Raw genomic sequence first — 24340 nt, forward strand, 5'->3', positions numbered from 1 at the left:
TGAAAACAAGATCCACTACGTTCGGGACGAAGTGTGGTCCGAGGACCGTTCCCGCGTCCGCACCGGCCACGGACCCGAGAATATGGCCACGCTCCAAAACATCGCGATGAACCTGTTGCGGAAGAACGGGGCCGTCAACATCGCTCAGGCGGTCCGCGAGCAGTCCTACCACCCGTTCACCGCGCCCCTGGACCTTCTCGGTCTACCGCCCCGACCTGCGGAAACTCTCAGCAATTAGCTTCTTGCATCAGCCCTGGGTATTTCGGGTGGCCGGGGTCGGCTGCCGAAGCGTTCAGGGTGGCGGGCGTACGCCTCGGCGAAGGTGGCGGCGCATTGTTCGCGCACCAGGTCGGCGGTGCCGAAGTGGACGGAGGCCGGGGTATGCAGGCCGATGCCGCTGTACCGGTGTCCGTGTGCGCGTGGTGTGGTGATCAGTTGTTCGGCGGGGTGGCGAGGCCGATGTCGTCGGCGCCGAGGCGCCGTTCGAAGCGGTCGCGTCGCTGGGCGAGTTGGTAGTGGCCTTCTGCGACGTCGGCGGCGGTGATCCGGTTGTCCATGGTGAAGCCGTGGGGGTAGGGGGCAACCCGCACCGCTGCCTGTGCCGCTGCCCGTGCCGGTTGAACCGGCACGGGCAGCCGGTCAGACGAAGTCACCTCACGCGACGGCGGTCCCCTCCAGCTCGACCGTCTGCCCCGGAATCGCCAGCCGCGTCACCCCGAGCATCGTCGTCGCGGGCGCCACCTGCGCCGCACCCAGCCGCGCCGCCAGCACCCCGTAGTGCTGGAACAGCACATCGACATCGGTCGTGTAGACGTTGAGCCGGACGAGATTCGCCAGAGACATCCCCGCCTCCTTGAGCACCGCCTCCAGGTTGTCGAGACTCAGCGCCAGCTGCGCCGCCATGTCCCCCTCGTGCAGCGGCCTGCCGTCCTCACCCATCGACGTCTGCCCGGAGCAGTACAGAGTCCGGGTATGCCCGGAGACGACCTCGCCCTGGTTGAACCCCATCTCCAGCGACCACTTCACCGGGTTGACGGCCGTTCGTTCCACTGTCATGTCAGATCCAATCGATTCGAGGGGAGTACGAACGCCAACCGGCAAGGTGGAAACCCTCGTTGACGCCTTAGTGATCAGCATCCCAACGAATCACGACACCCTCTGTCGTGTATTCACGTACGGATTTCCCCTACGGTCTTCCCATGCGCGCTGACCGGCTGGTCTCCCTGGTATTGCTGCTCCGGCAGCACGGCCGGCTGTCCGCCACCGCGCTGGCCCGCGAGCTGGAGGTCTCCACCCGCACCGTGCTGCGCGACATCGAGGCGCTCTCCGTGGCCGGGGTCCCGGTCTACGCCGAACGCGGCCGCCTCGGTGGATTCGCGCTGCTCCCCGGCTTCCGGACCGAGCTCACCGGGCTCAACCACAACGAGGCCCTCGCCCTCCTGATCGCCGGATCGCGGCGCGGCGCCCAGGCGTTCGGCCTCGGCTCGGCACTCGCCTCGGCCATGCTCAAGGTGATCGACGCACTGCCGGACAGCTACCGGAACACCGCAGCCGACGCGGCGCAGCGGCTGCTCATCGACCCGGACACCGACCTTCTCTCCCGCCGCGCCGTCGCTGACGAAGTGCCGGACTGCGTCATGGTCGAGATCCGCCGCGCGGTGCTCGCCGGACACAAGCTGCGCATCCACTATGCGGCGGTGGACCAGCCGTCGAAGTGGCGCACGGTGGACCCGATCGGATTGGTGACCGTACGCGATCAGGGCTATCTGCTGGCCGCGCGGTCCGGCGAGGACCGGACGTACCGCCTGTCCCGGATCCTGGCGGCCGAGGAGCTCGCCTCGGCGGCGGAGCGGCCGGAACGCGTCGACCTGGAGCGGGCGTGGCGGGAGCGCGGCACGCGGTTCCGGGCCGGTGGGGAGCTGGTCACGGTGGTGGTGCGGCTGGATCCGGCGCGGCGGCCGGAGCTGACGGGCACCGCGCTGGCGGTCCTCGCTGAGGATGTCGAGGTGGACGGGCGGGTGCGCCTGGAAGTGAACTTCCAGGACGCGCGGCACGCGGAGTGGGCGCTGTGGCAGCTCGCTCCGGGCGGGGAGGTTCTGGCTCCGCCGTGGCTGCGCGACGCACTGCACGAGCGGGCCGTGGCGGTCGCTGACCGTTACGGAACACCGTGACGTGGTTGGGCTAATCCCGCTTGGTCCGACGTGCGTCGTCGCGGATCGTCACCAAGCATGGGAGGAGAAGCATCACCAGCACACGTCAACCACCGGGGCACCATGCCGCACGATTCGTTCCGCCCGCAGTCGAAGCGTTCGACCGTAGTAAGGGCCGGGGGCGACGTCACCGTCGACGCCACGGGTGCCGACGGCGACCGTACGACGGCCCCGCTGACGGTCGTCAATAAGACGGACAAGGAAGCGGACTACACCATCCAGGTGAACTTCCGGGACAAGGGCGGCAATCCGCTCGACTCGGTGGTCGTGAACGCGAAAGACATCAAGCCTGGTGCGACGGGTAACGCGACGGCGCGCAGCAACCGGGCCCGGATCGCGCCCTTGTGGGCCAGGCCGGGCAGAAACGTGAGCTGGGCGGTGCCGATGACGGCGCCTTCGCGGTCGGCCACCAGCAGGAGCTGCTGCGGATCAGCGTCGATCTCTGCGAACGCCGTCTCGTGCGGCCGCAGGTCGTCCGGGGATTCGCGGGTGGCACCCAGGGCGTCGTCGGCGAGGAGGGCGACGATGGCAGGGATTATCGACGGCGATGGCACGGCGCATGGTTATGTCGATCATAGCTGACAGTCCATCACAACGGTTTGGTCGCCGCCGCGGTCGGGCGTTCCGTCCTTCGCTCCAGACGTACTTCGAACGACCGGGCCGCCACGACCGGGCCGACAAGACCGCGGCCCGGCACACCGTGAGGTGTGCCGGGCCGTAAACGAAGTCGTTCAGCAGCAGGCGGAGGTGGCCTGCGGGAGTTCGGCACCCGCGGCGACCGGGACACCCGAGTCGGTCGACGGCAGGCAACAGGCGCTTTCCTCGGCCTTGCTCAGGGTGTCGGCCTCACCCTTGACGACGTAGACCTCCCACGGCTCCTTGCCCGGGCCGTGCACCCACACCTTGTCCTGCACCGCGTAGCAGCAGGAGGTGTCGTTCTCCTCGAAGGTGGCCAGTCCGGCGTCCTTCAGCCGGTCGGTGGCGGCGGTGACCTCGTCGGTGGACTCCACCTCGACACCGAGGTGGTCCATGACGGTCTCCTGGCCGGGCTCGCCCTGGATGAGCACGAGTTTCAGCGGCGGGCTGGCGATGGCGAAGTTGGCGTAGCCGTCGCGGAGCTTGGCGGGCTCGGTGCCGAACAGCTTGGAATAGAAGGTGATCGAGGCTTCGAGGTCGGAGACGCGAAGGGCGAGCTGGGCGCGGGACATGGCGGTTCTCCTTGGATTCGACGTTTGTCTATGCGATGAAGCTTGGCGTCGTCATCGACGTCTGTCAATATCGACGTATGTCGAATCTGAAGATGGCCGAGCAGTCCGAAGCGGCAGTCGTGCCCTGCTGCCCGCCGCTGACCTCGGCGGAGCTGTCCGAACCCGACGCGGTGACGATGGCCGCGATGTTCAAGGCGCTCGGCGACCCGGTGCGGCTCCGCCTGTTCTCGAAGATCGCGTCGTACGCGGGCGGGGAGGCGTGCGTCTGCGACATCCAGGACGTCGGCGTCTCCCAGCCCACCGTCAGCCACCACCTGAAGAAGCTGCGCGACGCCGGATTGATCTCCGGCGAACGCCGGGGCAGCTGGGTCTACTACAAGGTCGAGCCGTCGGTGCTGGTCGGGATGGGGCAGCTGCTCGGCGCTGCCGCCGGGTGAGGCCCGCTGTGCCGCTCCGGACAGCGGGAAGGCCAGCTCGAAGTTGTTGCCCGCCGCGGTGAAGGCGAGGGTCGAGGTCCGGTCGTACGGAAGCCCGATGGCCTTGCCGTGCTGGAGCGTGTACGGGAAATCGGTATGCTCCGCGCCCCCTCCCGCTCCTTCTTCCCTGGGGTTCCATGGCTCTTCTGGGCGGGCTCACCCTCCTCGTCGGCGTCGGCTCCGCGATCTGGCCGGGCCGGCGTGCTTCACGCCTCAACGTGCTCGATTCTCTGCGTACGGAAAGCTGATCCCGGGGCGTCGTCAACTCAGTTGCCTAAAGGTGTTAGGCAATTGCATAATTAATGCCCCTAGATGGGGGTGAGATTATGGTTCGAGCAGGACTGACCACGAGACGCCTGACCCAGGCGGGGGCGGAACTGGCCGACGAGGTCGGCTTCGACCAGGTGACCGTCTCGGCGCTCGCCCGACAGTTCGACGTCAAGGTCGCGAGTCTGTACTCGCACCTGAAGAACTCTCAGGACCTCAAGACCAGGATCGCCCTGTTCGCTCTTGAGGAACTCGCCGACCGGGTCGCCACCGCCCTGGCCGGGCGGGCCGGCAAGGACGCCCTTGCCGCCTTCGCGGATGCCTACCGCGACTACGCCCGTGAGCACCCCGGCCGTTACGCCGCCGCTCAGTTGAGGCTCGACCCCGACACGGCTGCGGCCAGCGCCGGTGTCAGACACGCGCAGCTGACGCGGGCGATCCTGCGCGGCTACGACCTGACCGAGCCGGACCAGACACACGCGGTCCGAATGCTGGGCAGTGTCTTCCACGGCTACATCAGCCTGGAGATGGGCGGAGGCTTCAGCCACACCGCTGTCGACCCGCAGGAGTCCTGGTCCTGGATCGTGGATTCCCTCGACGCCCTGCTGCGAGCTGGACCAAACCCTGGCCGTCAGGGGCCGGAGGCGGTCGGCCGCGTCGCGCACCGGAACACCGGAACACCGGAACACCGGAACACCGGAACACCTGAACACCTGAACACCTGAACACCTGAACACCGGAACACTTGAACAAACCGGAAATCTTGAGCAAAAGGCTGAGGCAATGAACACCGGACACGACTGGATCACCACACCCGTCACCGCGGACATCCTGCGCGGCGCCCTCGAGCTGGAACGCACCGCACATGGCCTACTGCCGCACCGGCTGCCCGCGCCAGCTCGTCGGCAGATCCCCGACGACCAACTGGCGATAGCCGAGGCCCAGCCGTCCGGCGTGCGGTTGGCCTTCCGCACGCGGGCCACCACCATCGAACTGGACACGCTGCCCAGCAAGAGGGCCTACCGAGGTCTGCCGACCCCGGCGGACGGCGTATACGACCTGCTGGTCGACGGCCGTCTCGCCGCCCAGGCCACGGTGACCGGCGGCAACGTCCGTACGATCGACATGGCCACCCAGTCCGTCGAACTGACCGAAGGCCCGCCCGGCACCGCCCGGTTCGCCGATCTACCCGCGCGTGACAAGGATGTCGAGATCTGGCTCCCGCATGCGGAGATCACCGAGCTGATCGCCCTGCGCACCGACGCCCCGGTCGAGCCGACGCCGGACAGCGGGCGCAGGGTGTGGCTGCATCACGGCAGCTCCATCAGCCACGGTTCGAACGCCGCCCACCCGACCGCCATCTGGCCGGCCCTGGCCGCCGCCCAGGGCGCGGTGGAGCTGATCAATCTGGGATTCGGCGGCAGTTCACTGCTTGACCCGTTCACCGCCCGCGCGATGCGGGACACTCCTGCGGACCTGGTCAGCGTCAAGATCGGCATCAATATCGTCAACACCGACGTGATGCGCCTGCGCGCCTTCACGCCAGCGGTCCACGGTTTCCTCGACACCATCCGCGAGGGGCATCCGACCACGCCATTGCTGGTGGTGTCCTCCATCCTGTGCCCGATCCAGGAGGACACCCCCGGCCCGCTCGCGCCCGACTTCGACGGCGGGACCTTGCGGTTCAAGGCCACCGGCGACCCGGCCGAACGCGCCGCCGGGCGCCTGACGCTCAACGTCATCCGCGACGCGCTCGCCCGGATCGTCGAGCAGCGAGCGGCTGACGACCCGAACCTGCACTACCTCGACGGTCGCGACCTCTACGGCGAGAAGGACTACGTCGAACTGCCGCTGCCCGACGAAGTCCACCCCGACCCCGCAGGACACCGCCGCATCGGCGAGAACTTCGCGCGGCTCGCCTTCGGCGCCGGCGGCCCATTCGCCACCACGACCGGCTGACGCATTCGCGGGCCTCGCGAGATCCTGCCGGAGTCCCTCAAGTTCAGCTTGAGGGACTCCGGCAGGAGAGATCCATCACCGGACACAGTCGAGTTGATCGAAGCGTGGTGAACACCTGTCCGACTGTCCGGTCGACAGACCCGACAGGACGTAGGCAAGGGCTGTCCACGTTTTCGCAAACCGAACAATGCCGACTTCGGCCCCGTACGTCCGCTCCTGAGCGCCGCTGTGGCTGATTCAGGCGGAATCTGCTGAAAATTTCAACGGATCCGTACGATATCCGGATGTCGTACGGATCCTCTCCCGCATTGTGCGGGCGTGACGGTGGGTTAGACCCCGCGCGATTGTTTGAGGAACCTCGTTCGGTGAGGCGTCTGCACGGACACAGGCCGCGGTCGCCCTAAAATCTCAACCTGAACTTAAGCTTTAGCTTCTGCCTTCGAGAACCAGGTCGAGCAGCCCCGGGAAGCGGGCATCGAGGTCGCCGCGGCGCAGCGTGATGTAGAGCTTGCGCCCGGAGGGGCGCTGATGGAGGACGCCGCTCTCGCGCAACGTGCGCCAGTGGTGGGTCAGGCTCGACTTCGGAACATCGGGGAGGATCGCGCCGCAGTACGTCTCCTCGCCGGAGGCCGGGGCGCGGACGATCTCCAGGCGCACCGGGTGCCCGAGAGCCGCGAGTGCGTCGGCGAGTCGAACCGGTCGACGTCGGGCTGAGGGAGCGCATCCATGCCCCCACTGTACGGCGGACCCGTACGCGACTTCCGGCAGCACTTTGACACCACCGCTCAACTGCATGAACTGGTCGCGTTCTTCGGCTGAATGTGCGGAGAAGACGCGAAGAGGCCATGACGAACCCACGGAATGTCCCATGACCCAGCTGTCACCTACAAAGCCGCTCGCCTCGAACTGTTGGTTCAGCGTCCTGCGGTGGTCAGGCGGCGCAGCCTCTTGACTGTTCGGGTCACGGCCCGGTTTTCCTTGCGGTGGCCCTGCCGGGTGAGTTGGCCGCCCAGCCAGGTCAGGGCTTCCACGAGGCCTGGAATGTTGCTCGTCGGGTGGATGTCGTGCCTGTCCTCCAGGAGGTGCACCGCCTCCTCGCGCTGCCCTGACTCGCCCAGCTTCACACCCAAGTCGACCATGGATGAGGTGAGTTCATCGTCGGCTTCCCGACTTCCGGTCGTACGTGCGATGAGGTGGCGATCGGGGTCGGCCCGGGCAAGCCGCCGGGCTTCGGCGGCCTGCCGCCGGGCATCGGCGCGGTCCTGCTCAGTGCCTGACGTGTACTGATCCGCCATGCCCGCAAAGCCTTTCCCAGTTCGGCCGACGCGGCACCGTGAGTGGGATCTTCGCGACGCTTGGGTCGCCACCGCACGACCCTGCCCTGCACGCAGTGATCCGTGACCGGATCGGTCCGCACCCAGGCATAATGATGTCTGTCGGCAGGCCCCCCCACGGACCAGGATCGAGGCATGAACAAAGCACTGATCGTCATCGACGTCCAGGAATCCTTCCGCCAGAACCCGCTGTGGCAGCATTCCTCCAACCCCGGCATCGTCGACCAGGTGAACCGGCTGGTGACCCACGCCCGGGCCGAGGGCAACCACGTCGTCTGGGTGCTGCACGCGGAACCGAACACCGGCACGCCCTTCGACCCGGAGAGCGGCTACGTCCGGCTGATGGACGGGCTGGTGCCACTCGACGGTGAGCCGCTGCTCACCAAGACCTCGCACAACGCGTTCACCACCACCAACCTCCAGCAGTTGCTCACCCTGCACGGCGTGACCGAGGTCATCGCCTGTGGCATCCGGACCGAGCAGTGCGTCGAGACGACAACACGGCTCGCCTCCGACCTCGGCTACCACGTCACCTTCGTCACCGACGCGACGGCGACCACTCCGTGCGAGCACTGGGACGCGCCCGAGGGCCGCTCGGTGGAGGAGATCCTCGCCGACCCCCGCACCCTCTCCACCGCCGACATCATCACCCGCACCGAATACGCGCTCGCTGGCCGGTTCGCACTGGTAGCCACTGTGAAAGAGCTGACCGGAACGTGACCCGGGTTGTCTTCCTGCTCGTCCCACACCTGCACCTGCTGGACCTCGCGGGGCCCGCGCAGGTGTTCTCGACGGCTGCCGACTTCGGCTACGCCTACGAGACTGACTTCGTCTCCGAGCAGGAAGACGTCCCCACCGCCCAGGGCCTCGGGCTCAGCGCCCGCACCGACTGGCCGGACCTCGCCCCGGACGATCTGCTGATCGTCCCCGGCTGGCGCTCCGGCGAGTTGGTGCGGAACGGGGAACTCAACGCGGCCACGCTTCAGCGGCTGCGCGACCATCACGCCGCGGGCGGCGTCGTCGCCAGCGTCTGTGCCGGCGCCGACGCCCTAGGCCGGGCCGGACTCCTCGACGGCCGCCGCTGCACCACCCACCACAACGTCCAGGACGCGCTCGCCCGCCGCTACCCGCTGGCCACCGTCGTCCGCGACGTGCTCTACGTGGTCGACGACCGCGTCGTCACCTCCGCCGGAATCGCCAGTGGCATCGACCTGGCCCTGCACCTCGTGGCGACCCGGCACGGCCCGGGGGTCGCCGCCCGCGTCGCCCGCAACATGGTCGTCTACGCCCGGCGCAACGGCGATGAAAACCAGTCGAGCGCGATGCTCCGGCACCGCGCGCACCTCAGCGACGCCGTCCACCGCGTCCAGGACCTCATCGACGGCCGCTTCGCCGAACACCTGGGACTCGCCGAACTCGCCGCCGCGACCGGCATCAGCGAACGCACCCTCACCCGCCGCTTCGGCGAGGCCACCGGCCTCACACCGCTCCGCTACCAGCACGTACTGCGCGTCGAGCGCGCCGAACACCTCATCTCGCACGGCTCCACCGTCGAAGCCGCCGCCCGCGTGGTCGGGTTCGTGGACGCCCGGATGCTGCGTCGGCTGCGGGCCAGGGCCTGAAATTTGGGCAGACCCGTGCCCATGGGCGCGCACCTGCCGGGGGGTGTTGCGTTCGAACAACCGCAGCGGACGAAAAAAGGCAAGGAGAAAAACCACTCCTTGCCTTGCTCAATCGGTGCCCTCGTCGTCGACGGCGGTCCGGGTACGGGGAAGACCGTCGTCGCCCTGCACCGCTCCGCCTACCTCCTCTACGCCGACCCTCTCCTGGGTCACCGCCGGGGCGGCGTGCTGTTCGTCGGTCCGCACCAGCCCTACCTGGCCTACGTCGCCGACGTCCTCCCCAGCCTCGGAGAGGAGGGCGTGCGGACCTGCACCCTGCGGGACCTCGTCGGAGACCTGTGGTCGGTACCCGCCTACCTGCGGAAGTGCGCTCCCTGGCTCAGCCCCGCTGACGTTCGGAAGCTGCGGCGCGCGGACGTCCAGGGCTGGACGGTGTCCGACCTGCCGCTCCTGGACGCGGCACGACAGCGGCTCGGCGACCCGGAGGCGTCACAACGCAAGCGTCGGCGCGACGTCTCCCGCGCCGCCCAGCGCGAGCACATGGCCATGGTCGTCGACAACCTGATCGAGGCCGATGACGACGGTGAGGGTCTGATGACGCAGCTGCGCAGGGAGGACATGCAGAGCAACCTGGTCGACGAGACCGTACTGCCCGGCAGCGAACCGGACCTGCTCGCCGGCCCGTTCGCGCACATCGTCGTGGACGAGGCGCAGGAACTCACCGACGCCGAGTGGCAGATGCTGCTGCTCCGCTGCCCGTCCCGGAGCTTCACCGTCGTCGGGAACCGCGCACAGGCCAGGCACGGGTTCACCGAGTCGTGGCAGGAACGGCTTGAGCGGATCGGACTCGACCGGATCAACCTGGCTTCCCTGAGCATCAACTACCGGACACCGGAAGAAATCATGGCGGAAGCCGAGCCGGTCATCCGGTCCGTGCTCCCGGACGCCAACGTGCCGGCCTCCATCCGCAGCAGCGGCATCCCCGTCGTACACGGATCCGTACCGGATCTGGCCGCGGTCGTCGACACCTGGCTCGCCGCGCATGCCGACGGGACCGACTGCGTCATCGGCACCGGTGACATCGGGGTCGGCGCATTCCGGGCGACGTCCCGCGTCCGGTCGCTGACCCCGCAGCTTTCGAAGGGGCTCGAGTTCGACCTGGTCGTCCTCATCAACCCGGAGGCGTTCGGCGAGGGAATCGAAGGAGCGGTCGACCGCTATGTCGCGATGACCAGGGCGACCCGGCAACTCGTCGTCCTCACGGGCTCCTGACGTCGGCCAGGACAACGTGCTCGCCGAACAGATCGGCTGCAGCTCGGAGTTCGCGTTCGCGTTCGCGAACGCCGTCAAGCGGCAGTACGGGACCGCTCCGGGGAAATACCGGCGGCAGAGTGGCGGAGCAGCGACGACGCGCCCCCGGAATGTCCCCTGAACCGGTTCACCGCCGGGCTGCGGCCCACCCGGCCGCAACGCACCTGTGCGGACCGACCGGGGAACTGCGGAAATCCACGCAGACCCTCAGAACCCCACTGTCAGCTGCGCTTCGACATGCGCCCGCACGATGCCCGCCATGTCGGTGGTCCCGTCGATCAGCCACTGCACCTGGAGTCCGTCCATCAACGCGATCAGCTGCCGTGCGGCCGTCCCGGGGCTGATCTGCGGGCGCAACACCCCAGCTTCGCGGGCGTGTTCGTAGTCAGAGGTCGCGGCGGTCACCGAGAGTCGGTAGCGCTCGGCGAAGTAGGCGTGCGCGGGGTGGCCGGTGGAGGTGGCCTCCGCTGACAGCACGGTGAACATCTCGACGATGGCCCGGCGGGTCGTGTTCAGCGCGACGATGCCGACCAGGCGGCGCAGCCGGTCGACGCCGACCGCGCCGTCCGCCGTCAGCCACTGCACGTCCGCCTCGTCGCGCTGTTCCAGCACGGCGAGCAGGAGTGCCTCCTTGGTCGGGAAGTGGTGGATCAGCCCGGGGTGCGAGATGCCGCACCGGGCGGCGATCTCGCGCAGTGACGCGCCACGGTAGCCGACCTCGCCGAACAGGGCCACGGCTTGGTCGATGATCTCGCGCTGTTTAGCGCGGCCTTTCGCGTAGCCGCGTCGCACCTCGCCGGTCACTGTCCGTTCTCCTGACCTCGGGGTTTGCCGGTGGACAGGATCTCACACCGACAGATACTTACCAGATGGTCGGTATTGTGCCTATAGTGGCGGCCGCAGCCGACGAAGGCCGCTCCGGCGCGGAGAGGAGCCGTGGATGACCGGGTCCCGGGTAACCGGGTCTGGCAGCCACGCGCCTCCCCTGGACGCCGACGGCGGGCGGCGGCATCCGTACCAGGTCCGGCACACGGTCCACCGTCAGGCTGCGGCACCCGGCTCTTTGACGGACCCTCAGTCCCATGCACCCCGGAGAATCCCCATGACCAACGCAGACCCGCAGCTCGACATCCCGGCCCTGCTCGACATCCCGGCCCTGCTCGCCGAGCTCACCCTGGAGGAGAAGGCGTCCCTCCTCGACGGCTCGGACTTCTGGCGCACCCAGCCGGTCGAGCGCCTCGGCATCCCGAAGATCATGGTGACCGACGGCCCGCACGGCCTGCGCAAGCAGCCGGAGAGCGGCGACCACCTGGGCCTGCTCGACAGCGTCCCGGCCACCTGCTTCCCCCCGGCGGCCGGGCTGGCCTCCAGCTGGGACACCGGGCTCCTGGAGCGCGTCGGCGCGGCGCTCGGCCGCGAGTGCCGCGCCCACGAGGTCGCGGTGCTGCTCGGCCCGGGCGTCAACATGAAGCGTTCGCCTTTGTGCGGACGGAACTTCGAGTACTTCTCCGAAGACCCGAAACTGGCCGGCGAGCTGGGCGCGGCGATCGTCAACGGCATCCAGAGCCAGGGCGTCGGCGTCTCAGTCAAGCACTTCGCCGCCAACAACCAGGAGACCGACCGCATGACGGTCTCCGCCGAGATCGACGAGCGTACGCTCCGCGAGATCTACCTCCCGGCGTTCGAGGCGGTCGTCAAGCAGGCCCAGCCGTGGACCGTGATGAGCTCGTACAACCGGATCAACGGCCAGTACGCCGCCGAGAGCCACCGCCTGCTCACCGGGATCCTGCGCGACGAGTGGGGCTTCGACGGCCTGGTCGTGTCCGACTGGGGCGGCGCGGGCCGCCGTCAGGTCAGCGTCCCGGCCGGTCTGGACCTGGAGATGCCGTCCTCGGGCGGCGGCGGTACGAAGATCCTCGTCGAGGCAGTCCGCGCCGGCGAGGTCAGCGAGGCCGACGTCGACGCGGCGGTCACCAACGTCCTCACCCTCATCAACCGGGCCCGCCCGGCGCTGCGCCCCGGCCAGACCTACGACGTCGCGGCCCACCACGCCCTCGCCCGCGAGGCGGCCACCGCCAGCGCCGTACTGCTGAAGAACGACGGCGGCGTCCTGCCGCTCGCCGCCGAAGGCGGGACCGTCGCCGTCATCGGCGAGTTCGCCCGTACGCCGCGCTTCCAGGGCGCGGGCTCCTCGCAGGTCAACCCGACAAGTGTCGACACCGCGCTCGACGCGCTGACGGCCGCGTTCGCGGGCAGGCGTGCGGTCACCTTCGCGCCCGGCTTTGTCGTCGAGTCCGAGGACGCCGACGCCGGACTGGTCGCGGAAGCCGTACAAACCGCCGCCTCAGCCGACGTCGTGGTGCTGTTCCTGGGCCTGCCCGCCTCGTACGAGTCCGAGGGCTACGACCGCTCCCACATGGACCTGCCGGCCCAGCAGGTCGCGCTGCTGCACGCCGTGGCCGACGCCAACGCCAACGTGGTCGTCGTCCTGTCCAACGGCTCGGTCGTCACGCTCGCGCCGTGGCAGGACCGCGCCCGGGCGGTGCTTGAGGGCTGGCTGCTCGGCCAGGCCGGCGGCTCCGCCGTCGCCGACCTGCTGCTCGGTGCGGTCAGCCCGTCCGGCAAGCTCGCTGAGACCATCCCTGTGCGCTACGAGGACAACCCGACGGTCGGCGCGTTCCCCGGCGAGCACGGCACCGTCCGCTACGGCGAGGGGCTGCTCATCGGCTACCGCTGGTACGACGCGCACAAGACCGAGGTCTCCTACCCGTTCGGCCACGGCCTGTCCTACACGACGTTCTCGTACGGTAACCTCACGGTCGACGTCCGCGAGGACGGCGTCGAACCGCAGGTCGACGTCACCGTGACGGTGACCAACACCGGTGCCGTCGCCGGCACCGAGACGGTCCAGCTGTACGTGACCGACCCCACCGCGACGGTCTACCGCCCCGAACAGGAACTGCGCGCGTTCGCGCGCGTCACCCTTGAGCCGGGCCAGAGCGCCCCGGTCACCCTGTCCCTCGGCCACCGGGCGTTCGCGTTCTGGCACACCCCGGCGGACCGCTGGACCGTCGAGGGCGGCGCCTTCGGTCTCCACGTCGGCGCGTCCTCCCGCGACATCCGCGCCGGGGCGACCGTCGAGCTCGCGGGCGAGGACATCGTCCTGCCGCTGACCCTGGAGTCGACGACCGAAGCCTGGCTGTCTCACCCCGAGGCGGGCCCGTGGCTGCGCGACGTCATCGGCGACGAGGGCTTCGGCGCGATCCTGAACGACCCGCACAACGGCCAGATGATCCGCGCGATCCCGCTGGAGCGGCTGACCCGCTTCCCCGGTTTCCCGGTCAGCGAGGAGCAGGCCGACGAGGCTGCGCGGAAGTTCGCCGGCGGCACCCGCGCCTGACGGCGGTAGGAGTAGGCAGCAGGTAGCAGGTAGGCGGGCCGTGCGCAGCTGCGCACGGCCCGCCTTGACCCACCAGCACGAACACTGGGCGCACCTGCGCGTCGACCACAACGTCAGCCCCGGGACTTGCCCCTGGGGCCGACGTTGTGATCCGCGCAAACCAGCCAACAGCCTTACGTCGTACGGGTTTCCACCTTGTCCGGCACCGTCGGCCAGGCACCAGACCACCGACCCGGCCAGGTTCTCCGCGGTCGAGCTGCGCGACCTCGCCCGCGGATTGGGGATTGGGGATTGGGGCTTTTGCAGTGGCCTCCGAGATAATCGCCCCACACGCACCAAGCCGACCTGAGGGCACGATGAACTGTTTGACCACGTCATGGGGAGAGTTCGACCTCGCCCGCTTCCCCGCCGACCCGCGGGACCAGAACCGCGCCTGGGACGCCTCTGACGAGTACCTCCTGCGGCACATCGAAGGCAGTGTGTCCGGCACCGTCGTCATCGTCGGCGACCGCTGGGGCGCGCTGACCACCGCGCTCGCCGCCCACGGGCCGGTCCAGATCACCGACTCGTACCTCGCCCGGCAGGCCACCGTCGCCAACCTGGAGCGCAACGGGACCGACGGGAAATCCGTACAGCTCCTGTCCACACTGGACACCCCGCCGGAACGCATCGACGTGCTGCTGGTGCGCGTCCCCAAGAGCCTGGCCCTCCTGGAGGACCAGCTGCGCCGCCTCGCCCCGGGCATCCACGCGGACACCGTCGTCGTCGGCACCGGCATGGTCAAGGACATCCACACCTCGACGCTCGCCCTGTTCGAGCAGATCATCGGGCCGACCCGGACGTCCCTGGCGGAGAAGAAGGCCCGGCTGATCTTCAGCACGCCGGACCTGACGATCGACCACGTCCCCAGTTCGTGGCCCCGCAGCTACGCCCTGCCCGACGACATCGGGATCGTTTCGGGTCGTACGGTCACCAACCACGCGGGAATCTTCTGCGCCGACCGCCTGGACATCGGCAGCCGGTTCCTGCTGAACAACCTGCCGCAGCGCCACAACTTCGACCGCATCGTCGACCTCGGCTGCGGCAACGGCGTCATCGGCACGGCCGCGGCGCTCGCCAGCCCGGACTCCGAGATCCTGTTCATCGACGAGTCCTACCCGGCGGTGGCTTCGGCCGAGGCGACGTTCTGGGACAACGTCCCCGACGGCGCCGCCGAGTTCGTCGTCGGCGACGGCCTGACCGACGTGCCGCGCGGCTCGGTGGACCTCGTGCTCACCAACCCGCCGTTCCACAGCCACCAGGCGACCACCGACGCGATCGCCTGGCGGATGTTCACCGGCTCGCGCGCGGCACTGCGCTCCGGCGGCGAACTGTGGGTCATCGGCAACCGGCACCTGGGCTACCACGTGAAGCTGAACAAGCTCTTCGGCAACTGCGATGTGATGGCGAGCGACGCGAAGTTCGTGGTGCTGCGGTCCGTCCGGGACTGACAGCGCCCACCGGTCCTGGCCGGCCGCCGCCGGCCGGCCGGCCAGGAAAGGATCGGCGGGGCCGGGACCCCGACGCGTCCCGGCCCCCACGCGCGGGAGCGGATCAGCAGCAGCCGTCGGCCGCGGACTGTCAGGCCGCCGGCGCGGTGGTGAACTTCCGGCGCCAGGCCAGTGACACGTAGACCAGGGCCACCAGCACCGGGACTTCGATGAGCGGCCCGACCACCCCGGCCAGGGCCTGGCCCGAGGTGACGCCGAAGGTGCCGATGGCCACCGCGATGGCCAGTTCGAAGTTGTTGCCCGCGGCGGTGAACGCCAGCGTCGCGGTGCGGTCGTAGTTCAGGCCGATCGCCTTGCCGAGCGCGAAGGTGCCGAACCACATGACGCCGAAGTACACCAGCAGCGGCAGGGCGATCCGGGCGACGTCGGCGGGCTCGCCGGTGATGGTGTCGCCCTGGAGGGCGAACAGGATGACGATGGTGAACAGCAGGCCGTACAGCGCCCACGGACCGATCTTCGGCAGGAACTGCGTCTCGTAGCGCTCGCGGCCCAGCTTCCGCTCGCCGAAGCGGCGGGTGAGGAACCCGGCGAGCAGCGGCACACCCAGGAAGACCACGACGTTCAGTGCGATCTTCCAGAACGACACGTCCAGGTGCTCGCCGTCGCCCAGGCCCAGCCACTGGGGCAGCAGGTCGAGGTAGAACCAGCCCAGTACGCCGAACATGACCACCTGGAACACCGAGTTCAGCGCGACCAGCACGGCGGCGGCCTCGCGGTCACCGCAGGCCAGGTCGTTCCAGATGACGACCATGGCGATGCAGCGGGCCAGGCCGACGATGATCAGGCCGGTGCGGTACTCGGGCAGGTCGGCCAGGAAGATCCACGCCAGGGCGAACATCACCGCCGGGCCGACGATCCAGTTGACGACCAGTGAGGAGGCCATCAGCTTCCGGTCGCCGGTGACCGCGTCGAGTCTGTCGTAGCGGACCTTGGCCAGGACCGGGTACATCATCACCAGCAGACCGAGCCCGATGGGCAGGGAGATGCCGCCGACCTCCACCTTGCTCAAGGCGTTGTCCAGACCGGGGATCAGGCGGCCCAGGCCCAGGCCGACCGCCATGGCGGCCAGGATCCACACAGCCAGGAAGCGGTCGAGCGTGGAGAGTTTCGCCACGACCGCGCCGCCGGTCGTGGGCGGTGCGGCGGGGACGGTCGAAGGTTCGGCGGGGGTCACGGGCAGGACCTCCTGGTGTCGGCCGCGATGGTGGCGCGGGCGGTGGCGGCCAGCGCCGCGAAGGAGCCGGCCAGGGTGTCCAGGACCTCGGGCCGCAGGCGGTAGTAGGTGAACCTGCCGCAGGGCTCGGTGTCCACCACGCCCGCCTCGCGGAGCACCTTGAGATGGTTGGAGAGGTTGGTCTGCCGCGCGCCGGTCTCCGCCACCAGGTGGGTGGTGCACAGGGTTTCGCGGGCGAGCAGGGTCACGATCCGCATCCTGAGCGGGTCCGCGAGCACCCGGACCAGGTCAGTGTCGACTGACGTCATCATGGGCTGATACTTTCACATCAGTGCTGACTGACACCAGCGGGTGCTGATGTCTTGTGCGCCCGGCCGTTCCACCAGACGAGGAAGCCCCCCGATGTCCGACAAGCCCTCCGTGCTGTTCGTCTGCGTCCACAACGCCGGGCGGTCCCAGATGGCCGCCGGTTTCCTCCGGCACCTGGGCGCCGGGCGGATCGAGGTCCGCTCCGCCGGGTCGGTCCCCGGCGACCAGGTCAACCCCGCCGCCGTCGCGGCCATGGACGAGGTCGGCATCGACATCTCCGCCGCCCGGCCCACAGTGCTCACGACCGAGGCCGTGCGGGACTCCGACGTCGTGATCACCATGGGCTGCGGCGACGCCTGCCCGGTCTTCCCCGGCAAGCGCTACCTCGACTGGGCCCTGGACGACCCGGCCGGGCAGGGCGTCGAGGCGGTCCGGCCCATCCGCGACGAGATCGAGAAGCGGGTCCGCACCCTGGTCGCGGAACTGACCGGCGACCCGGCGTAGCGCGTGTGCGGGGACCGCCGGTAGTCGGCCAGCTTCAGGGCCTCGGCCACCAGGCGCCGAAGGTGACTGCCGGGTAGTGCGCAGACCGCCCGGTGCTCCTCTTTGCGCGTGGTGACCAGCCCGGGCTGCCCGGGCCGGGGTCATTTCAGCTGCGGCGGGTCCGGCGGCGGGTGGCGACCCAGGCGAGGCCGCCCAGAGCGAGCGACCCGCAGGCTGCGGCCAGGGGCAGCAATACCGAACTTCCGGCCTTGGCCAAGGTCGGAGGCTTCGGGAGTACGGGCGGTCTCGGGGTGACAGGCGGCACAGCAGGCTTCGGGGTAACCGAGGTGACTGGAGTAACCGGAGACTCCGGGGCACCTCAACGTGGCCGGTTCCGCTTGTGGCGGACTTGACCTGCGGGTTCGTATAGACGTCAGGTGCCGTACGTGCCGGTTCCTGTCAGGTGTGCCGCGCGGGCGAGGCGGCGGAGTCCCGCGCGCATCCGCGCCTCGCCGAGTTCCGGCAGGAGCGCGGCCACGTGCTCGGCCGCCAGTCCGGCGAGCAGCACGTGGGCGGTGTGCTCGGGGTCGGGCGTGCCGTCGAGCAGGATCGCCAGGTGGCGGTGCCAGAACCGGTAGGCCCCGATGCGGTAGCGGGCGCCGGGTGTTGCGGTCTCCGACATCCGGACGAGTTCGAGGTGTTCGAGGAGGTAGTCGACGTAGGCGTCGATGAACGCCGCGAGCCGTTCACCGGCCGCCGCTCCCGGGCCGAGCGGCGGCGGGCCGTGCAGGATTCCCTCCTGGAGCGCCCGCTCCCGGGCGTCCAGGAGGGCGACGGCCAGCCCGGACTTGTCGCCGAACCGGCGGAACAGGGTTCCCTTGCCGACGCCCGCGGCGGCGGCCACTTGATCCATGGACACGGCTTCGACGCCGTGTTCGGCGAACAACCGGGCGGCGGCTGCCAGGACCGCGGCCCGGTTCCGGGCCGCGTCCGCCCGCTCCCTGGCGGGCGGCTCGCGCAGCAGTTCCAGGGGAATTGCGGAAGCGGACCGCGGTCCGTTAGTGTCATGAGGCACAATCGGACTATAGTCCGATTCTTCTGGAGGCAGCGACATGACCGCGCTCATCACCCGGAACGAACTGAAGACCGCCATCGACACGGGCACCGTGACCGTGCTCGACGCACTGGGCGGCGACTACTACGCACAGCAGCACCTGCCCGGCGCCGTCCCGCTGGTCAGGGACGACGTCGACAAGCTGGCACCCACCCTGCTCCCCCGCCGCGACGCCGCGATCGTCACCTACTGCTCCAACGCGGCGTGCCCGAACAGCGGGCAGGTCGCCGACCGGCTCACCGCGCTGGGCTACACCAATGTCCGCAAGTACCGCGAGGGCATCGAGGACTGGGCCGGTGCCGGTCTGCCGATCGAATCCGCCTGACCACCGGCCGGGGAGGAGCCGGGCTCCTCCCCGGACGGGATCCGGCAGACACGATCCAGGCACCGCCTCGGACGTGTCACGAGGCGCGCGGCAGCGCGAGCCAGTCCTGCCAGGTGATGTCGCGGTCCAGATAACGAGGCTGCTGGAAGGGCCAGTCGGCGGCGATCCACTGCGGCACCAGCGCGTCGAGCGCGCGCTCCGCCGCACCGCCGACGAGGTCGTCCACCACCCACCAGGCGACCTCGCCGTCGGAGCCGGTGCGCTCGGGCGGGTCGATGTAGACGCAGCCGAGGATCGCCGTCTCCTCCTCGTCCAGCAGCGCGTAGTTGAACGACTGGTGCGCTGCTATCTCCTTCTCGTGCCGCAGCAGGTCGATGCGGTCCTCTTCAGAGGTCATCGTCTCCCTGGGCCAAGACCAGGCCGGGCCGAAGATCTCCCACAAGCGCTCCCGGGAGCCCATCACGGCGGGGTAGTCGAGCACGGTGTCCGCCTCCCGGATCGGCCGCAGGTGAAGCGCGGTGTCGGGCACGGGCACGTAGTCGGGATGGACGAAGTCGTCAGGCAGCCAAGTCATAAGAGCCGAGGCTACAGCCGGGGTTCCGCGCCGGCGCCCGAACACCTTCCTTGCCGGAACCCGCCGTTCGGACACGCTGATTCGGCAGGTCATCACAGTGAGTGGTTACGACAGCTGGTGCAGGAAGGCGAAGACGAAGAGTACGCCGAGTGCACATCCCAGGAGCGCGGCCGGCAGCGCCCAGGCGGGGCGAAAAGGAGTTCGCGGCCAGGTCCGGTACACAGGCGTACAGTCGAATCGTCATACTCAGGACGCTAGTCCCGCCATCTTGTAGCCCACATCACGCACGCGGGGCGGATCCCGCCTCCTACCGGAGTAGTGGATGCGGGCGGAGAAGGCCGCGTTCCGTAGCGAACACGCGCGCCCTAGCCTGGAGTCGTTTCCACGGTTCAAGTTCGGCGAGAGGTGGATGTTCACGATGGGTGAGTCGGAACTCGTAACGCAGGTCCACCCGCCCTTCCCCGTCGCGCGGACCGGACGCCGCATCGACGAGTCCACCGCCCGCCGGGCCGCCTCCGGAATCCCCCTCAACTCGCGGCGCGCGCGGGCCTCGCGCTGGGCGAAGTACGCGCGCTGGTGCGCAGCGCACGGCCGTGCGCCCGGGGAGCCCGGCAGTGTTCCTGACTACCTGTCACACCTGGCCGACCGCGCGCACCCGGCTGACACGCTGCGGGCGCATCTGGGCACACTGTCCGGGGCGTTGGCCTTGATGGCCCAGGAGCTGGACGTAGCCGACCGCAGGCTGGCGCGCCTGGTCGTCACCGCCCGCGCCCGGGAGGAGGCCAACGATCCACACGTGGAGCCCGGCCCCGTGCAGGCGCACGCGCTGACCGTCGGGGACCTCCGTACGATGGTCGCGACCTGCGACCGGGGCACGTTGCGCGGGACGCGGGACGCGGCCGTACTGCTCCTTGGTTTTTTCCTCGCCGCCCGGTGCTCGGAGACGGCCGCGCTGAACTGGCACGACGTCACCGAAACCGTCGCCCGTTTCCGCGAGTCGGGCCGGCTGGTGACCGTTCCGGCGTTGCAGGTGATCGTACGGACGTCCAAAACCGACGTCGAAGGACGCGGCACGGCGGTCCGGCTGCTGGCCCAGGACGACCCCGGGGTGTGCCCCGTGCTGGCGCTCACCGCGTGGCGCGGGGCGCTGCTGAAGGCCGGCGGTGCGGCGTCGGGCCCGCTGTTCCAGCGCATCGACCGGCACGGCCGGGTCGGCGCTTCGGCGGCCGGCCGTGCGCCGGTGGACTCCCGTCGGGCCGGTGGGGTGAGCGATCGGACCGTACGGACGGTCATCAAGTCGGCGGCGACTGCCGCGGGGTTGGTGGTCCCGCCCACTGAAGAGGAGCTACAGGCGGCGGCCGAGTCTTATGCCGCTGAGCAGGAGGCGTTGTCGCTGGCTGTGGACGACTCCGACATCGACGCCGTCTACGCCGCGCGCCGCCGCAGGTTGCGCGCCGAGGCCAAGCGGAAGCTCCGGGTGACGGGCCATTCGATGCGGCACGGGTACATCAACGCCGCGCTGGACGCCGGGCATTCGGCCGAACAGGTCGCGGTGCACTCGCGGCACGCGCCGCGGTCGCGGTCGTTCGCTACGCGATATGTGAAGGTGCGGGTGAAGTGGGAGGAGAACACTACGCGGGGGCTGGGGTGACTCGGCGGCGAGGTTACCGCACTTGGGTGCGCCAGTGGGCGAGGTGGCTCCGGGCGGTCAGGGTGTGGGGGTGGTCGGGGCCCAGCACCCGCAGATAGTCGGGCAGCAGTTCGGCGAAGGCCGCGGCCGCCCCGGCCGCGTCACCGGCCTGGCCCCGCCAGGAGGCGAGGTTGCTCCGGGCGGCCAGGGTGTCGGGGTGGTCGGGGCCCAACTTGTGTTCCGCGGTTTCACAGAACTTTCGCCAGTACTCAACAGCCGCAGCGACCAGTCCCGATCCGCCGAGACTGCGGCCGACTCTGAAGAGCACACCGTGCCCACCTGGCTGCCACAGTGCGTCCGCAGCCCGGTCGGCCAGCACCTCGGTGTTCGCCCGCAGTGCCTGAGCCAGGCCGGTATCGCGTTCGACCTCGGGCCAGGCTTCATCGAGGGCATCCGCCGTGCTTTTCGCCAGCCGCTGGAAGCGTTCCGCTGGAAGCTGCTCACGAGTGGCCCGCTGGACAAGCGCGTGCACCCGCACCGCCCTGTGCTGACTGTCCGGGGTGTAGGGGCTTCCCCCCGCGAGGACCAGGTCGACACCGTTGCCGGTCGCGTTGTTGCCGGTGGTCCGGTTGCCGGTCGCCGGGTGTCCCGCGACGTCGGTGACCAGTACCCCGGCCGAAGTGTTGCCCCTGATCAGGTTGCGCGTCAGGGTGTTGCCCGTACCGCCGCCGATCCCGATCCCGATGCCGAACCCGCCGTCGGCCTGGGCCGGGCTGCGGTCGTCGTTGTTGTCCGTGACCGTGTTGCCCGCGAACACCGCGGCGTGCTGGGGCGCGAGGGCCTCCAGATCGTTGGAGTTGACCGTCATCCCCACCCGGTTACGGGTGACGCGGTTGCCGAGGAAGTACAACTCCTCGGACGCGTTGGTGACTTCGATGCCGACCGCGTTGTGTTCGACGGCGTTGTCCCGTACGACGGTGTTGCACGGCATGCACTGCCCGACGTAGATGCCCGAGTCGGCCTGCCCGGACGCGTACACCTGCTCGATGACACCGTCGCGCGCGTCGAACGCGTACACCCCGTAAAGAGCGTTGTTGTACACGGTGACCCGGGACGCGCGAAAGCCGCGCAGCGGCGGGAACTTCGCCACGTCCAGTGGGTTGTAGCCCGCGCCCCCGGCCCCCCGGCCCTGCAACTGCCGGTCCGTCACACCGGTGAACAGCACACCGTTGGCGAGATTGTTGCGCACCGTCAGGTTCTCCACGACCGACTCCGCACCGGTGACCGTGATCCCGTTCGCCCGTTTGAACTCGCCGTCCACGACGACACCGTCGCGGTCGACGCCGCGCAGGACGATGCGCTTGCCGCGGACCTGGACACTCTCGCGGTATACACCCGAAGAGACCAGCACCAGGTCACCCGGACGAGCGGAATCCACCGCCTTCTGGATGGTCCGCTGCTGCTGCGGCACCCGGATGACCGAATGCTCCGAACGGGCGGAATCCGCGCTCGTGCCCTGGCCCGGCCCACACCCCGAAGCGCCGACACCGCAGGTCAGCACGACGGACGCCGCCAGGAGTCGGAACCGCCGGGACCGCCGACACCGCGCCCGGGCACCAACCGGGATATCTCTGGCGAACCATCGCATTGCGTACACGAATCCTTGTGTACCGTACCGAGGCTATGAACCCTATTCGCGGCACGGACGCGGTCGGCAGTATGCGGGGGGCGCCGTGAACAACGCCGTGAACAACGCCGTGACCAGCGCTGTGAACAACGCCATGACACGAAGGTCACTGCTGGCCGCGACCGCCTTGCTCGTGGGCGGTGCGGGGTGCGGTGCGGACCGCCCCACGGGGTTGACGGCCGCCGGGGGTGCGGCTCCCGTGGGCTTCCACGGCGAACACCAGGCAGGCGTGACGACACCGCAACAACGCCGGGTGGTTCTGGTGGCCTACGACCTGCGGCCCGAACTCGCCGGGCCCGCGGGCGGCCCGGCGCTGCGCGCGCTCCTCGCCGCCTGGACCGGCACGCTGACCGCGCTGACCGCGGGGGACGGTGCGCGGGCCCGGCTGACCGCGACGGTCGGCATCGGCCCGCTGCTGGCCGGCAAGACGCCGCTCACCGTGCCCGCCGCGCTGCGTGAACTGCCGGCGCTGCCCGGCGACCGGCTCGACCCGCACCGCGGCGGCGGCGACATCCTCGTGCAGGTGTGCGCGGACGACGCCGACACAGCGACCGCGACGGCCGACGCACTGGAGCGGCAGTCCGCCGCGGTTCTGCGACCGCGTTGGCGACAGGAGGGATTCCTGCCGCCCACCCCCGTCGGCGAGACCCCGCGCAACCTCTTCGGTTTCAAGGACGGCACCGCGAACCCCGGTGACGACGACATCCGCCGCTGGATCTGGCTGCCCGAAGGTCCCCACCGCGGCGGCACGTTCCTGGTCATGCGCCGGATCCACATGCGCACCGCGCCGTTTACGGCCCTTCCCCCGGCCCGTCGCGAAGCCGCCGTCGGCCGCCGGCTCGACACGGGTGCGGCGTTCGGCCGCACCCGTGAGCACGACGATCCCGACCTCTACGCGAAGAACCCCGACGGCACCTACGTCCTGCCCGCCGACTCCCACGTCCGCGTCGCCCATCCGCGCCTGGACGGCGGCGCCCGGATGCTCCGCCGCGGGTACTCCTACGACACGGACCCGGCCGACCAGGGGCTGGTCTTCCTCGCGTTCATGCGCGACCCGGCGCTGTTCGCCCGCGTCCAACGGCGCCTTGCCGCCGCCGACGCGCTGACCCCGTTCCTCGAACACCCCGCCTCGGCGGTGTGCTTTGTCCTCCCCGGACCCCGCCCCGGCCGGCCACTGGGCCACGACCTGTTCTGACGGCGTTTGACTGGCAGCTGGACTGGCAGCTGGACTGGCCGGAGGGTGATCACCCGGCGGTGCTGTGGATCCGTCCGCGCCCGACACAGGTCGCGTTGTGGCAGGCCACGGGCTGCGTCTGGGCTACTTCGCACAAGAACACGACACGCTCGACCTCGGGAAAACCGTACGCGAAAACCTGGTGTCGGCCGCACCGCGGCGGACGCGCGGGCCAGCCGCTCGCCCATCTGGCGCTGGTAGCCCCAGGAGGGGCGCTGTTCGGTGGCGCGGCCGTCCAGCCAGGAGAAGTCCCAGCCGTCCACGGAGACGGAATCAGCTTCGTTTACGAGCTCGTCGAAGGTGCGTGACATACCTAGATCATTCCGACAGAGAACCGGATACGCCAAGAAGACCCCCCAGCGGATTCCGGCCCCGCCCCATTCGATTCCGAACATTTGTACTAATCATCGCCCGAACCCTGCCTGGAATTCGATTCGCACAAACTTTCGAACACGGTCTACAGTGCTTGCTGT

23 protein-coding genes and 5 pseudogenes are annotated in these 24340 nt (G+C 69.5%); 14 read left to right on the forward strand and 14 right to left on the reverse strand.

Features of this window, described 5'->3' with window-relative positions; all coding sequences use genetic code 11:
* Positions 1-238 (forward strand): annotated as a pseudogene (locus tag AC0Z36_RS03600) (hypothetical protein); the annotation flags it as partial.
* A 193-nt stretch (positions 239-431) separates the two neighbouring features.
* Here the strand turns inward: AC0Z36_RS03600 and AC0Z36_RS03605 are convergent.
* Together AC0Z36_RS03605 and AC0Z36_RS03610 are read right to left on the reverse strand one after the other, a co-directional pair.
* Positions 432-557: a hypothetical protein gene (locus AC0Z36_RS03605; RefSeq protein ID WP_485461180.1), complete on the reverse strand. Its 126-nt coding sequence runs from the start codon at positions 555-557 to the stop codon at positions 432-434.
* Between the two features lie 97 nt (positions 558-654).
* Positions 655-1056: a RidA family protein gene (locus tag AC0Z36_RS03610; protein ID WP_485461181.1), complete on the reverse strand. Its 402-nt coding sequence runs from the start codon at positions 1054-1056 to the stop codon at positions 655-657.
* Positions 1057-1199: 143 nt separating this feature from the next.
* Between AC0Z36_RS03610 and AC0Z36_RS03615 the strand changes: the two genes are divergently transcribed.
* The gene (locus tag AC0Z36_RS03615; RefSeq protein WP_485461182.1) at positions 1200-2171 is read left to right on the forward strand and encodes a helix-turn-helix transcriptional regulator; all 972 of its coding nucleotides are present in this window, start codon (positions 1200-1202) and stop codon (positions 2169-2171) included.
* A 248-nt stretch (positions 2172-2419) separates the two neighbouring features.
* Here AC0Z36_RS03615 and AC0Z36_RS03620 read toward each other — a convergent pair whose 3' ends face one another.
* On the reverse strand, positions 2420-2764 hold the full coding sequence (locus AC0Z36_RS03620) for a hypothetical protein (protein ID WP_485461183.1): 345 nt from the start codon (positions 2762-2764) through the stop codon (positions 2420-2422).
* Positions 2765-2941: 177 nt separating this feature from the next.
* Entirely contained in the window at positions 2942-3418 is a 477-nt protein-coding gene (locus tag AC0Z36_RS03625; protein ID WP_485461184.1) for an ArsI/CadI family heavy metal resistance metalloenzyme, read from the reverse strand.
* Positions 3419-3495: 77 nt separating this feature from the next.
* Here AC0Z36_RS03625 and AC0Z36_RS03630 point away from each other — a divergent pair, with 77 nt between their 5' ends.
* Positions 3496-3855, forward strand: a complete 360-nt coding sequence (locus tag AC0Z36_RS03630) for an ArsR/SmtB family transcription factor (RefSeq protein WP_485461185.1) — start codon at positions 3496-3498, stop codon at positions 3853-3855.
* On the opposite strand, the pseudogene AC0Z36_RS03635 reads toward AC0Z36_RS03630, so the two are convergent.
* Positions 3847-3963, reverse strand: a pseudogene (locus AC0Z36_RS03635) (ACR3 family arsenite efflux transporter); the annotation flags it as partial. The gene AC0Z36_RS03630 and the pseudogene AC0Z36_RS03635 overlap by 9 nt on opposite strands.
* A gap of 257 nt (positions 3964-4220) precedes the next feature.
* On the opposite strand from AC0Z36_RS03635, the pseudogene AC0Z36_RS03640 reads away from it, so the two are divergent.
* Positions 4221-4787 (forward strand): annotated as a pseudogene (locus tag AC0Z36_RS03640) (TetR/AcrR family transcriptional regulator); the annotation flags it as partial.
* 157 nt (positions 4788-4944) lie between these two features.
* Positions 4945-6120, forward strand: coding sequence for a GDSL-type esterase/lipase family protein (locus tag AC0Z36_RS03645; protein ID WP_485461186.1), 1176 nt, complete (start codon positions 4945-4947; stop codon positions 6118-6120).
* Positions 6121-6546: 426 nt separating this feature from the next.
* On the opposite strand, the gene AC0Z36_RS03650 is transcribed toward AC0Z36_RS03645, so the two are convergent.
* Positions 6547-6777, reverse strand: a complete 231-nt coding sequence (locus AC0Z36_RS03650) for an ArsR/SmtB family transcription factor (protein ID WP_485461187.1) — start codon at positions 6775-6777, stop codon at positions 6547-6549.
* 257 nt (positions 6778-7034) lie between these two features.
* Complete coding sequence (locus tag AC0Z36_RS03655) at positions 7035-7415, reverse strand: hypothetical protein (RefSeq protein WP_485461188.1); 381 nt, start codon at positions 7413-7415, stop codon at positions 7035-7037.
* Between the two features lie 174 nt (positions 7416-7589).
* Between AC0Z36_RS03655 and AC0Z36_RS03660 the strand changes: the two genes are divergently transcribed.
* The 3 genes and pseudogenes from AC0Z36_RS03660 to AC0Z36_RS03670 form a co-directional block, all read left to right on the forward strand.
* On the forward strand, positions 7590-8174 hold the full coding sequence (locus AC0Z36_RS03660) for an isochorismatase family protein (protein WP_485461189.1): 585 nt from the start codon (positions 7590-7592) through the stop codon (positions 8172-8174).
* Positions 8171-9076: a GlxA family transcriptional regulator gene (locus tag AC0Z36_RS03665; RefSeq protein WP_485461190.1), complete on the forward strand. Its 906-nt coding sequence runs from the start codon at positions 8171-8173 to the stop codon at positions 9074-9076. Before AC0Z36_RS03660 ends, AC0Z36_RS03665 begins: the two co-directional genes overlap by 4 nt.
* A 108-nt stretch (positions 9077-9184) precedes the next feature.
* Positions 9185-10348, forward strand: a pseudogene (locus AC0Z36_RS03670) (helicase domain-containing protein); the annotation flags it as partial.
* Between the two features lie 246 nt (positions 10349-10594).
* On the opposite strand, the gene AC0Z36_RS03675 reads toward AC0Z36_RS03670, so the two are convergent.
* The gene (locus AC0Z36_RS03675; RefSeq protein WP_485461191.1) at positions 10595-11191 is read right to left on the reverse strand and encodes a TetR/AcrR family transcriptional regulator; all 597 of its coding nucleotides are present in this window, start codon (positions 11189-11191) and stop codon (positions 10595-10597) included.
* 298 nt (positions 11192-11489) lie between these two features.
* Between AC0Z36_RS03675 and AC0Z36_RS03680 the strand changes: the two genes are divergently transcribed.
* Both AC0Z36_RS03680 and AC0Z36_RS03685 read left to right on the forward strand, forming a co-directional pair.
* Positions 11490-13787: a glycoside hydrolase family 3 C-terminal domain-containing protein gene (locus AC0Z36_RS03680; RefSeq protein WP_485461192.1), complete on the forward strand. Its 2298-nt coding sequence runs from the start codon at positions 11490-11492 to the stop codon at positions 13785-13787.
* Between the two features lie 356 nt (positions 13788-14143).
* Complete coding sequence (locus AC0Z36_RS03685; protein ID WP_485461193.1) at positions 14144-15277, forward strand: methyltransferase; 1134 nt, start codon at positions 14144-14146, stop codon at positions 15275-15277.
* 130 nt (positions 15278-15407) lie between these two features.
* Here AC0Z36_RS03685 and arsB read toward each other — a convergent pair whose 3' ends face one another.
* Both arsB and AC0Z36_RS03695 read right to left on the reverse strand, forming a co-directional pair.
* The gene (arsB, locus tag AC0Z36_RS03690) at positions 15408-16511 is read right to left on the reverse strand and encodes an ACR3 family arsenite efflux transporter (RefSeq protein ID WP_485461194.1); all 1104 of its coding nucleotides are present in this window, start codon (positions 16509-16511) and stop codon (positions 15408-15410) included.
* Entirely contained in the window at positions 16508-16822 is a 315-nt protein-coding gene (locus AC0Z36_RS03695; protein WP_485461195.1) for an ArsR/SmtB family transcription factor, read from the reverse strand. The genes arsB and AC0Z36_RS03695 overlap by 4 nt, the downstream gene beginning before the upstream one ends.
* Before the next feature lie 91 nt (positions 16823-16913).
* Here AC0Z36_RS03695 and AC0Z36_RS03700 point away from each other — a divergent pair, with 91 nt between their 5' ends.
* Entirely contained in the window at positions 16914-17324 is a 411-nt protein-coding gene (locus AC0Z36_RS03700) for an arsenate reductase ArsC (RefSeq protein WP_485461196.1), read from the forward strand.
* A 412-nt stretch (positions 17325-17736) separates the two neighbouring features.
* Here AC0Z36_RS03700 and AC0Z36_RS03705 read toward each other — a convergent pair whose 3' ends face one another.
* Complete coding sequence (locus tag AC0Z36_RS03705; RefSeq protein ID WP_485461197.1) at positions 17737-18378, reverse strand: TetR/AcrR family transcriptional regulator; 642 nt, start codon at positions 18376-18378, stop codon at positions 17737-17739.
* 37 nt (positions 18379-18415) lie between these two features.
* Between AC0Z36_RS03705 and AC0Z36_RS03710 the strand changes: the two genes are divergently transcribed.
* On the forward strand, positions 18416-18742 hold the full coding sequence (locus AC0Z36_RS03710; protein ID WP_485461198.1) for a rhodanese-like domain-containing protein: 327 nt from the start codon (positions 18416-18418) through the stop codon (positions 18740-18742).
* Positions 18743-18818: 76 nt separating this feature from the next.
* Here the strand turns inward: AC0Z36_RS03710 and AC0Z36_RS03715 are convergent, their stop codons facing one another.
* Positions 18819-19316, reverse strand: coding sequence for a GNAT family N-acetyltransferase (locus tag AC0Z36_RS03715; protein ID WP_485461199.1), 498 nt, complete (start codon positions 19314-19316; stop codon positions 18819-18821).
* Between the two features lie 418 nt (positions 19317-19734).
* Here AC0Z36_RS03715 and AC0Z36_RS03720 point away from each other — a divergent pair, with 418 nt between their 5' ends.
* Complete coding sequence (locus AC0Z36_RS03720; protein WP_485461200.1) at positions 19735-20967, forward strand: hypothetical protein; 1233 nt, start codon at positions 19735-19737, stop codon at positions 20965-20967.
* Positions 20968-20980: 13 nt separating this feature from the next.
* Here AC0Z36_RS03720 and AC0Z36_RS03725 read toward each other — a convergent pair whose 3' ends face one another.
* On the reverse strand, positions 20981-22417 hold the full coding sequence (locus tag AC0Z36_RS03725; RefSeq protein ID WP_485461201.1) for a right-handed parallel beta-helix repeat-containing protein: 1437 nt from the start codon (positions 22415-22417) through the stop codon (positions 20981-20983).
* A gap of 262 nt (positions 22418-22679) precedes the next feature.
* On the opposite strand from AC0Z36_RS03725, the gene AC0Z36_RS03730 reads away from it, so the two are divergent.
* A complete protein-coding gene (locus AC0Z36_RS03730; protein WP_485461202.1) occupies positions 22680-23828 on the forward strand; it encodes a Dyp-type peroxidase in 1149 nt (382 codons plus the stop codon).
* Positions 23829-24019: 191 nt separating this feature from the next.
* On the opposite strand, the pseudogene AC0Z36_RS03735 reads toward AC0Z36_RS03730, so the two are convergent.
* A pseudogene (locus AC0Z36_RS03735) lies at positions 24020-24178 on the reverse strand (SAM-dependent methyltransferase); the annotation flags it as partial.
* Positions 24179-24340 lie beyond the last annotated feature (162 nt).

This window comes from Kitasatospora sp. UYEF31, assembly GCF_057291755.1.

Coding starts and splice junctions, on each gene's coding strand:
- AC0Z36_RS03605 (WP_485461180.1), bottom strand. CDS start 557: ATGGACAACCGGATCACCGCCGCCGACGTCGCAGAAGGCCACTACCAA.
- AC0Z36_RS03610 (WP_485461181.1), bottom strand. CDS start 1,056: ATGACAGTGGAACGAACGGCCGTCAACCCGGTGAAGTGGTCGCTGGAG.
- AC0Z36_RS03615 (WP_485461182.1), top strand. CDS start 1,200: ATGCGCGCTGACCGGCTGGTCTCCCTGGTATTGCTGCTCCGGCAGCAC.
- AC0Z36_RS03625 (WP_485461184.1), bottom strand. CDS start 3,418: ATGTCCCGCGCCCAGCTCGCCCTTCGCGTCTCCGACCTCGAAGCCTCG.
- AC0Z36_RS03630 (WP_485461185.1), top strand. CDS start 3,496: ATGTCGAATCTGAAGATGGCCGAGCAGTCCGAAGCGGCAGTCGTGCCC.
- AC0Z36_RS03645 (WP_485461186.1), top strand. CDS start 4,945: ATGAACACCGGACACGACTGGATCACCACACCCGTCACCGCGGACATC.
- AC0Z36_RS03655 (WP_485461188.1), bottom strand. CDS start 7,415: ATGGCGGATCAGTACACGTCAGGCACTGAGCAGGACCGCGCCGATGCC.
- AC0Z36_RS03660 (WP_485461189.1), top strand. CDS start 7,590: ATGAACAAAGCACTGATCGTCATCGACGTCCAGGAATCCTTCCGCCAG.
- AC0Z36_RS03680 (WP_485461192.1), top strand. CDS start 11,490: ATGACCAACGCAGACCCGCAGCTCGACATCCCGGCCCTGCTCGACATC.
- AC0Z36_RS03685 (WP_485461193.1), top strand. CDS start 14,144: ATGAACTGTTTGACCACGTCATGGGGAGAGTTCGACCTCGCCCGCTTC.
- AC0Z36_RS03695 (WP_485461195.1), bottom strand. CDS start 16,822: ATGATGACGTCAGTCGACACTGACCTGGTCCGGGTGCTCGCGGACCCG.
- AC0Z36_RS03700 (WP_485461196.1), top strand. CDS start 16,914: ATGTCCGACAAGCCCTCCGTGCTGTTCGTCTGCGTCCACAACGCCGGG.
- AC0Z36_RS03710 (WP_485461198.1), top strand. CDS start 18,416: ATGACCGCGCTCATCACCCGGAACGAACTGAAGACCGCCATCGACACG.
- AC0Z36_RS03715 (WP_485461199.1), bottom strand. CDS start 19,316: ATGACTTGGCTGCCTGACGACTTCGTCCATCCCGACTACGTGCCCGTG.
- AC0Z36_RS03720 (WP_485461200.1), top strand. CDS start 19,735: ATGGGTGAGTCGGAACTCGTAACGCAGGTCCACCCGCCCTTCCCCGTC.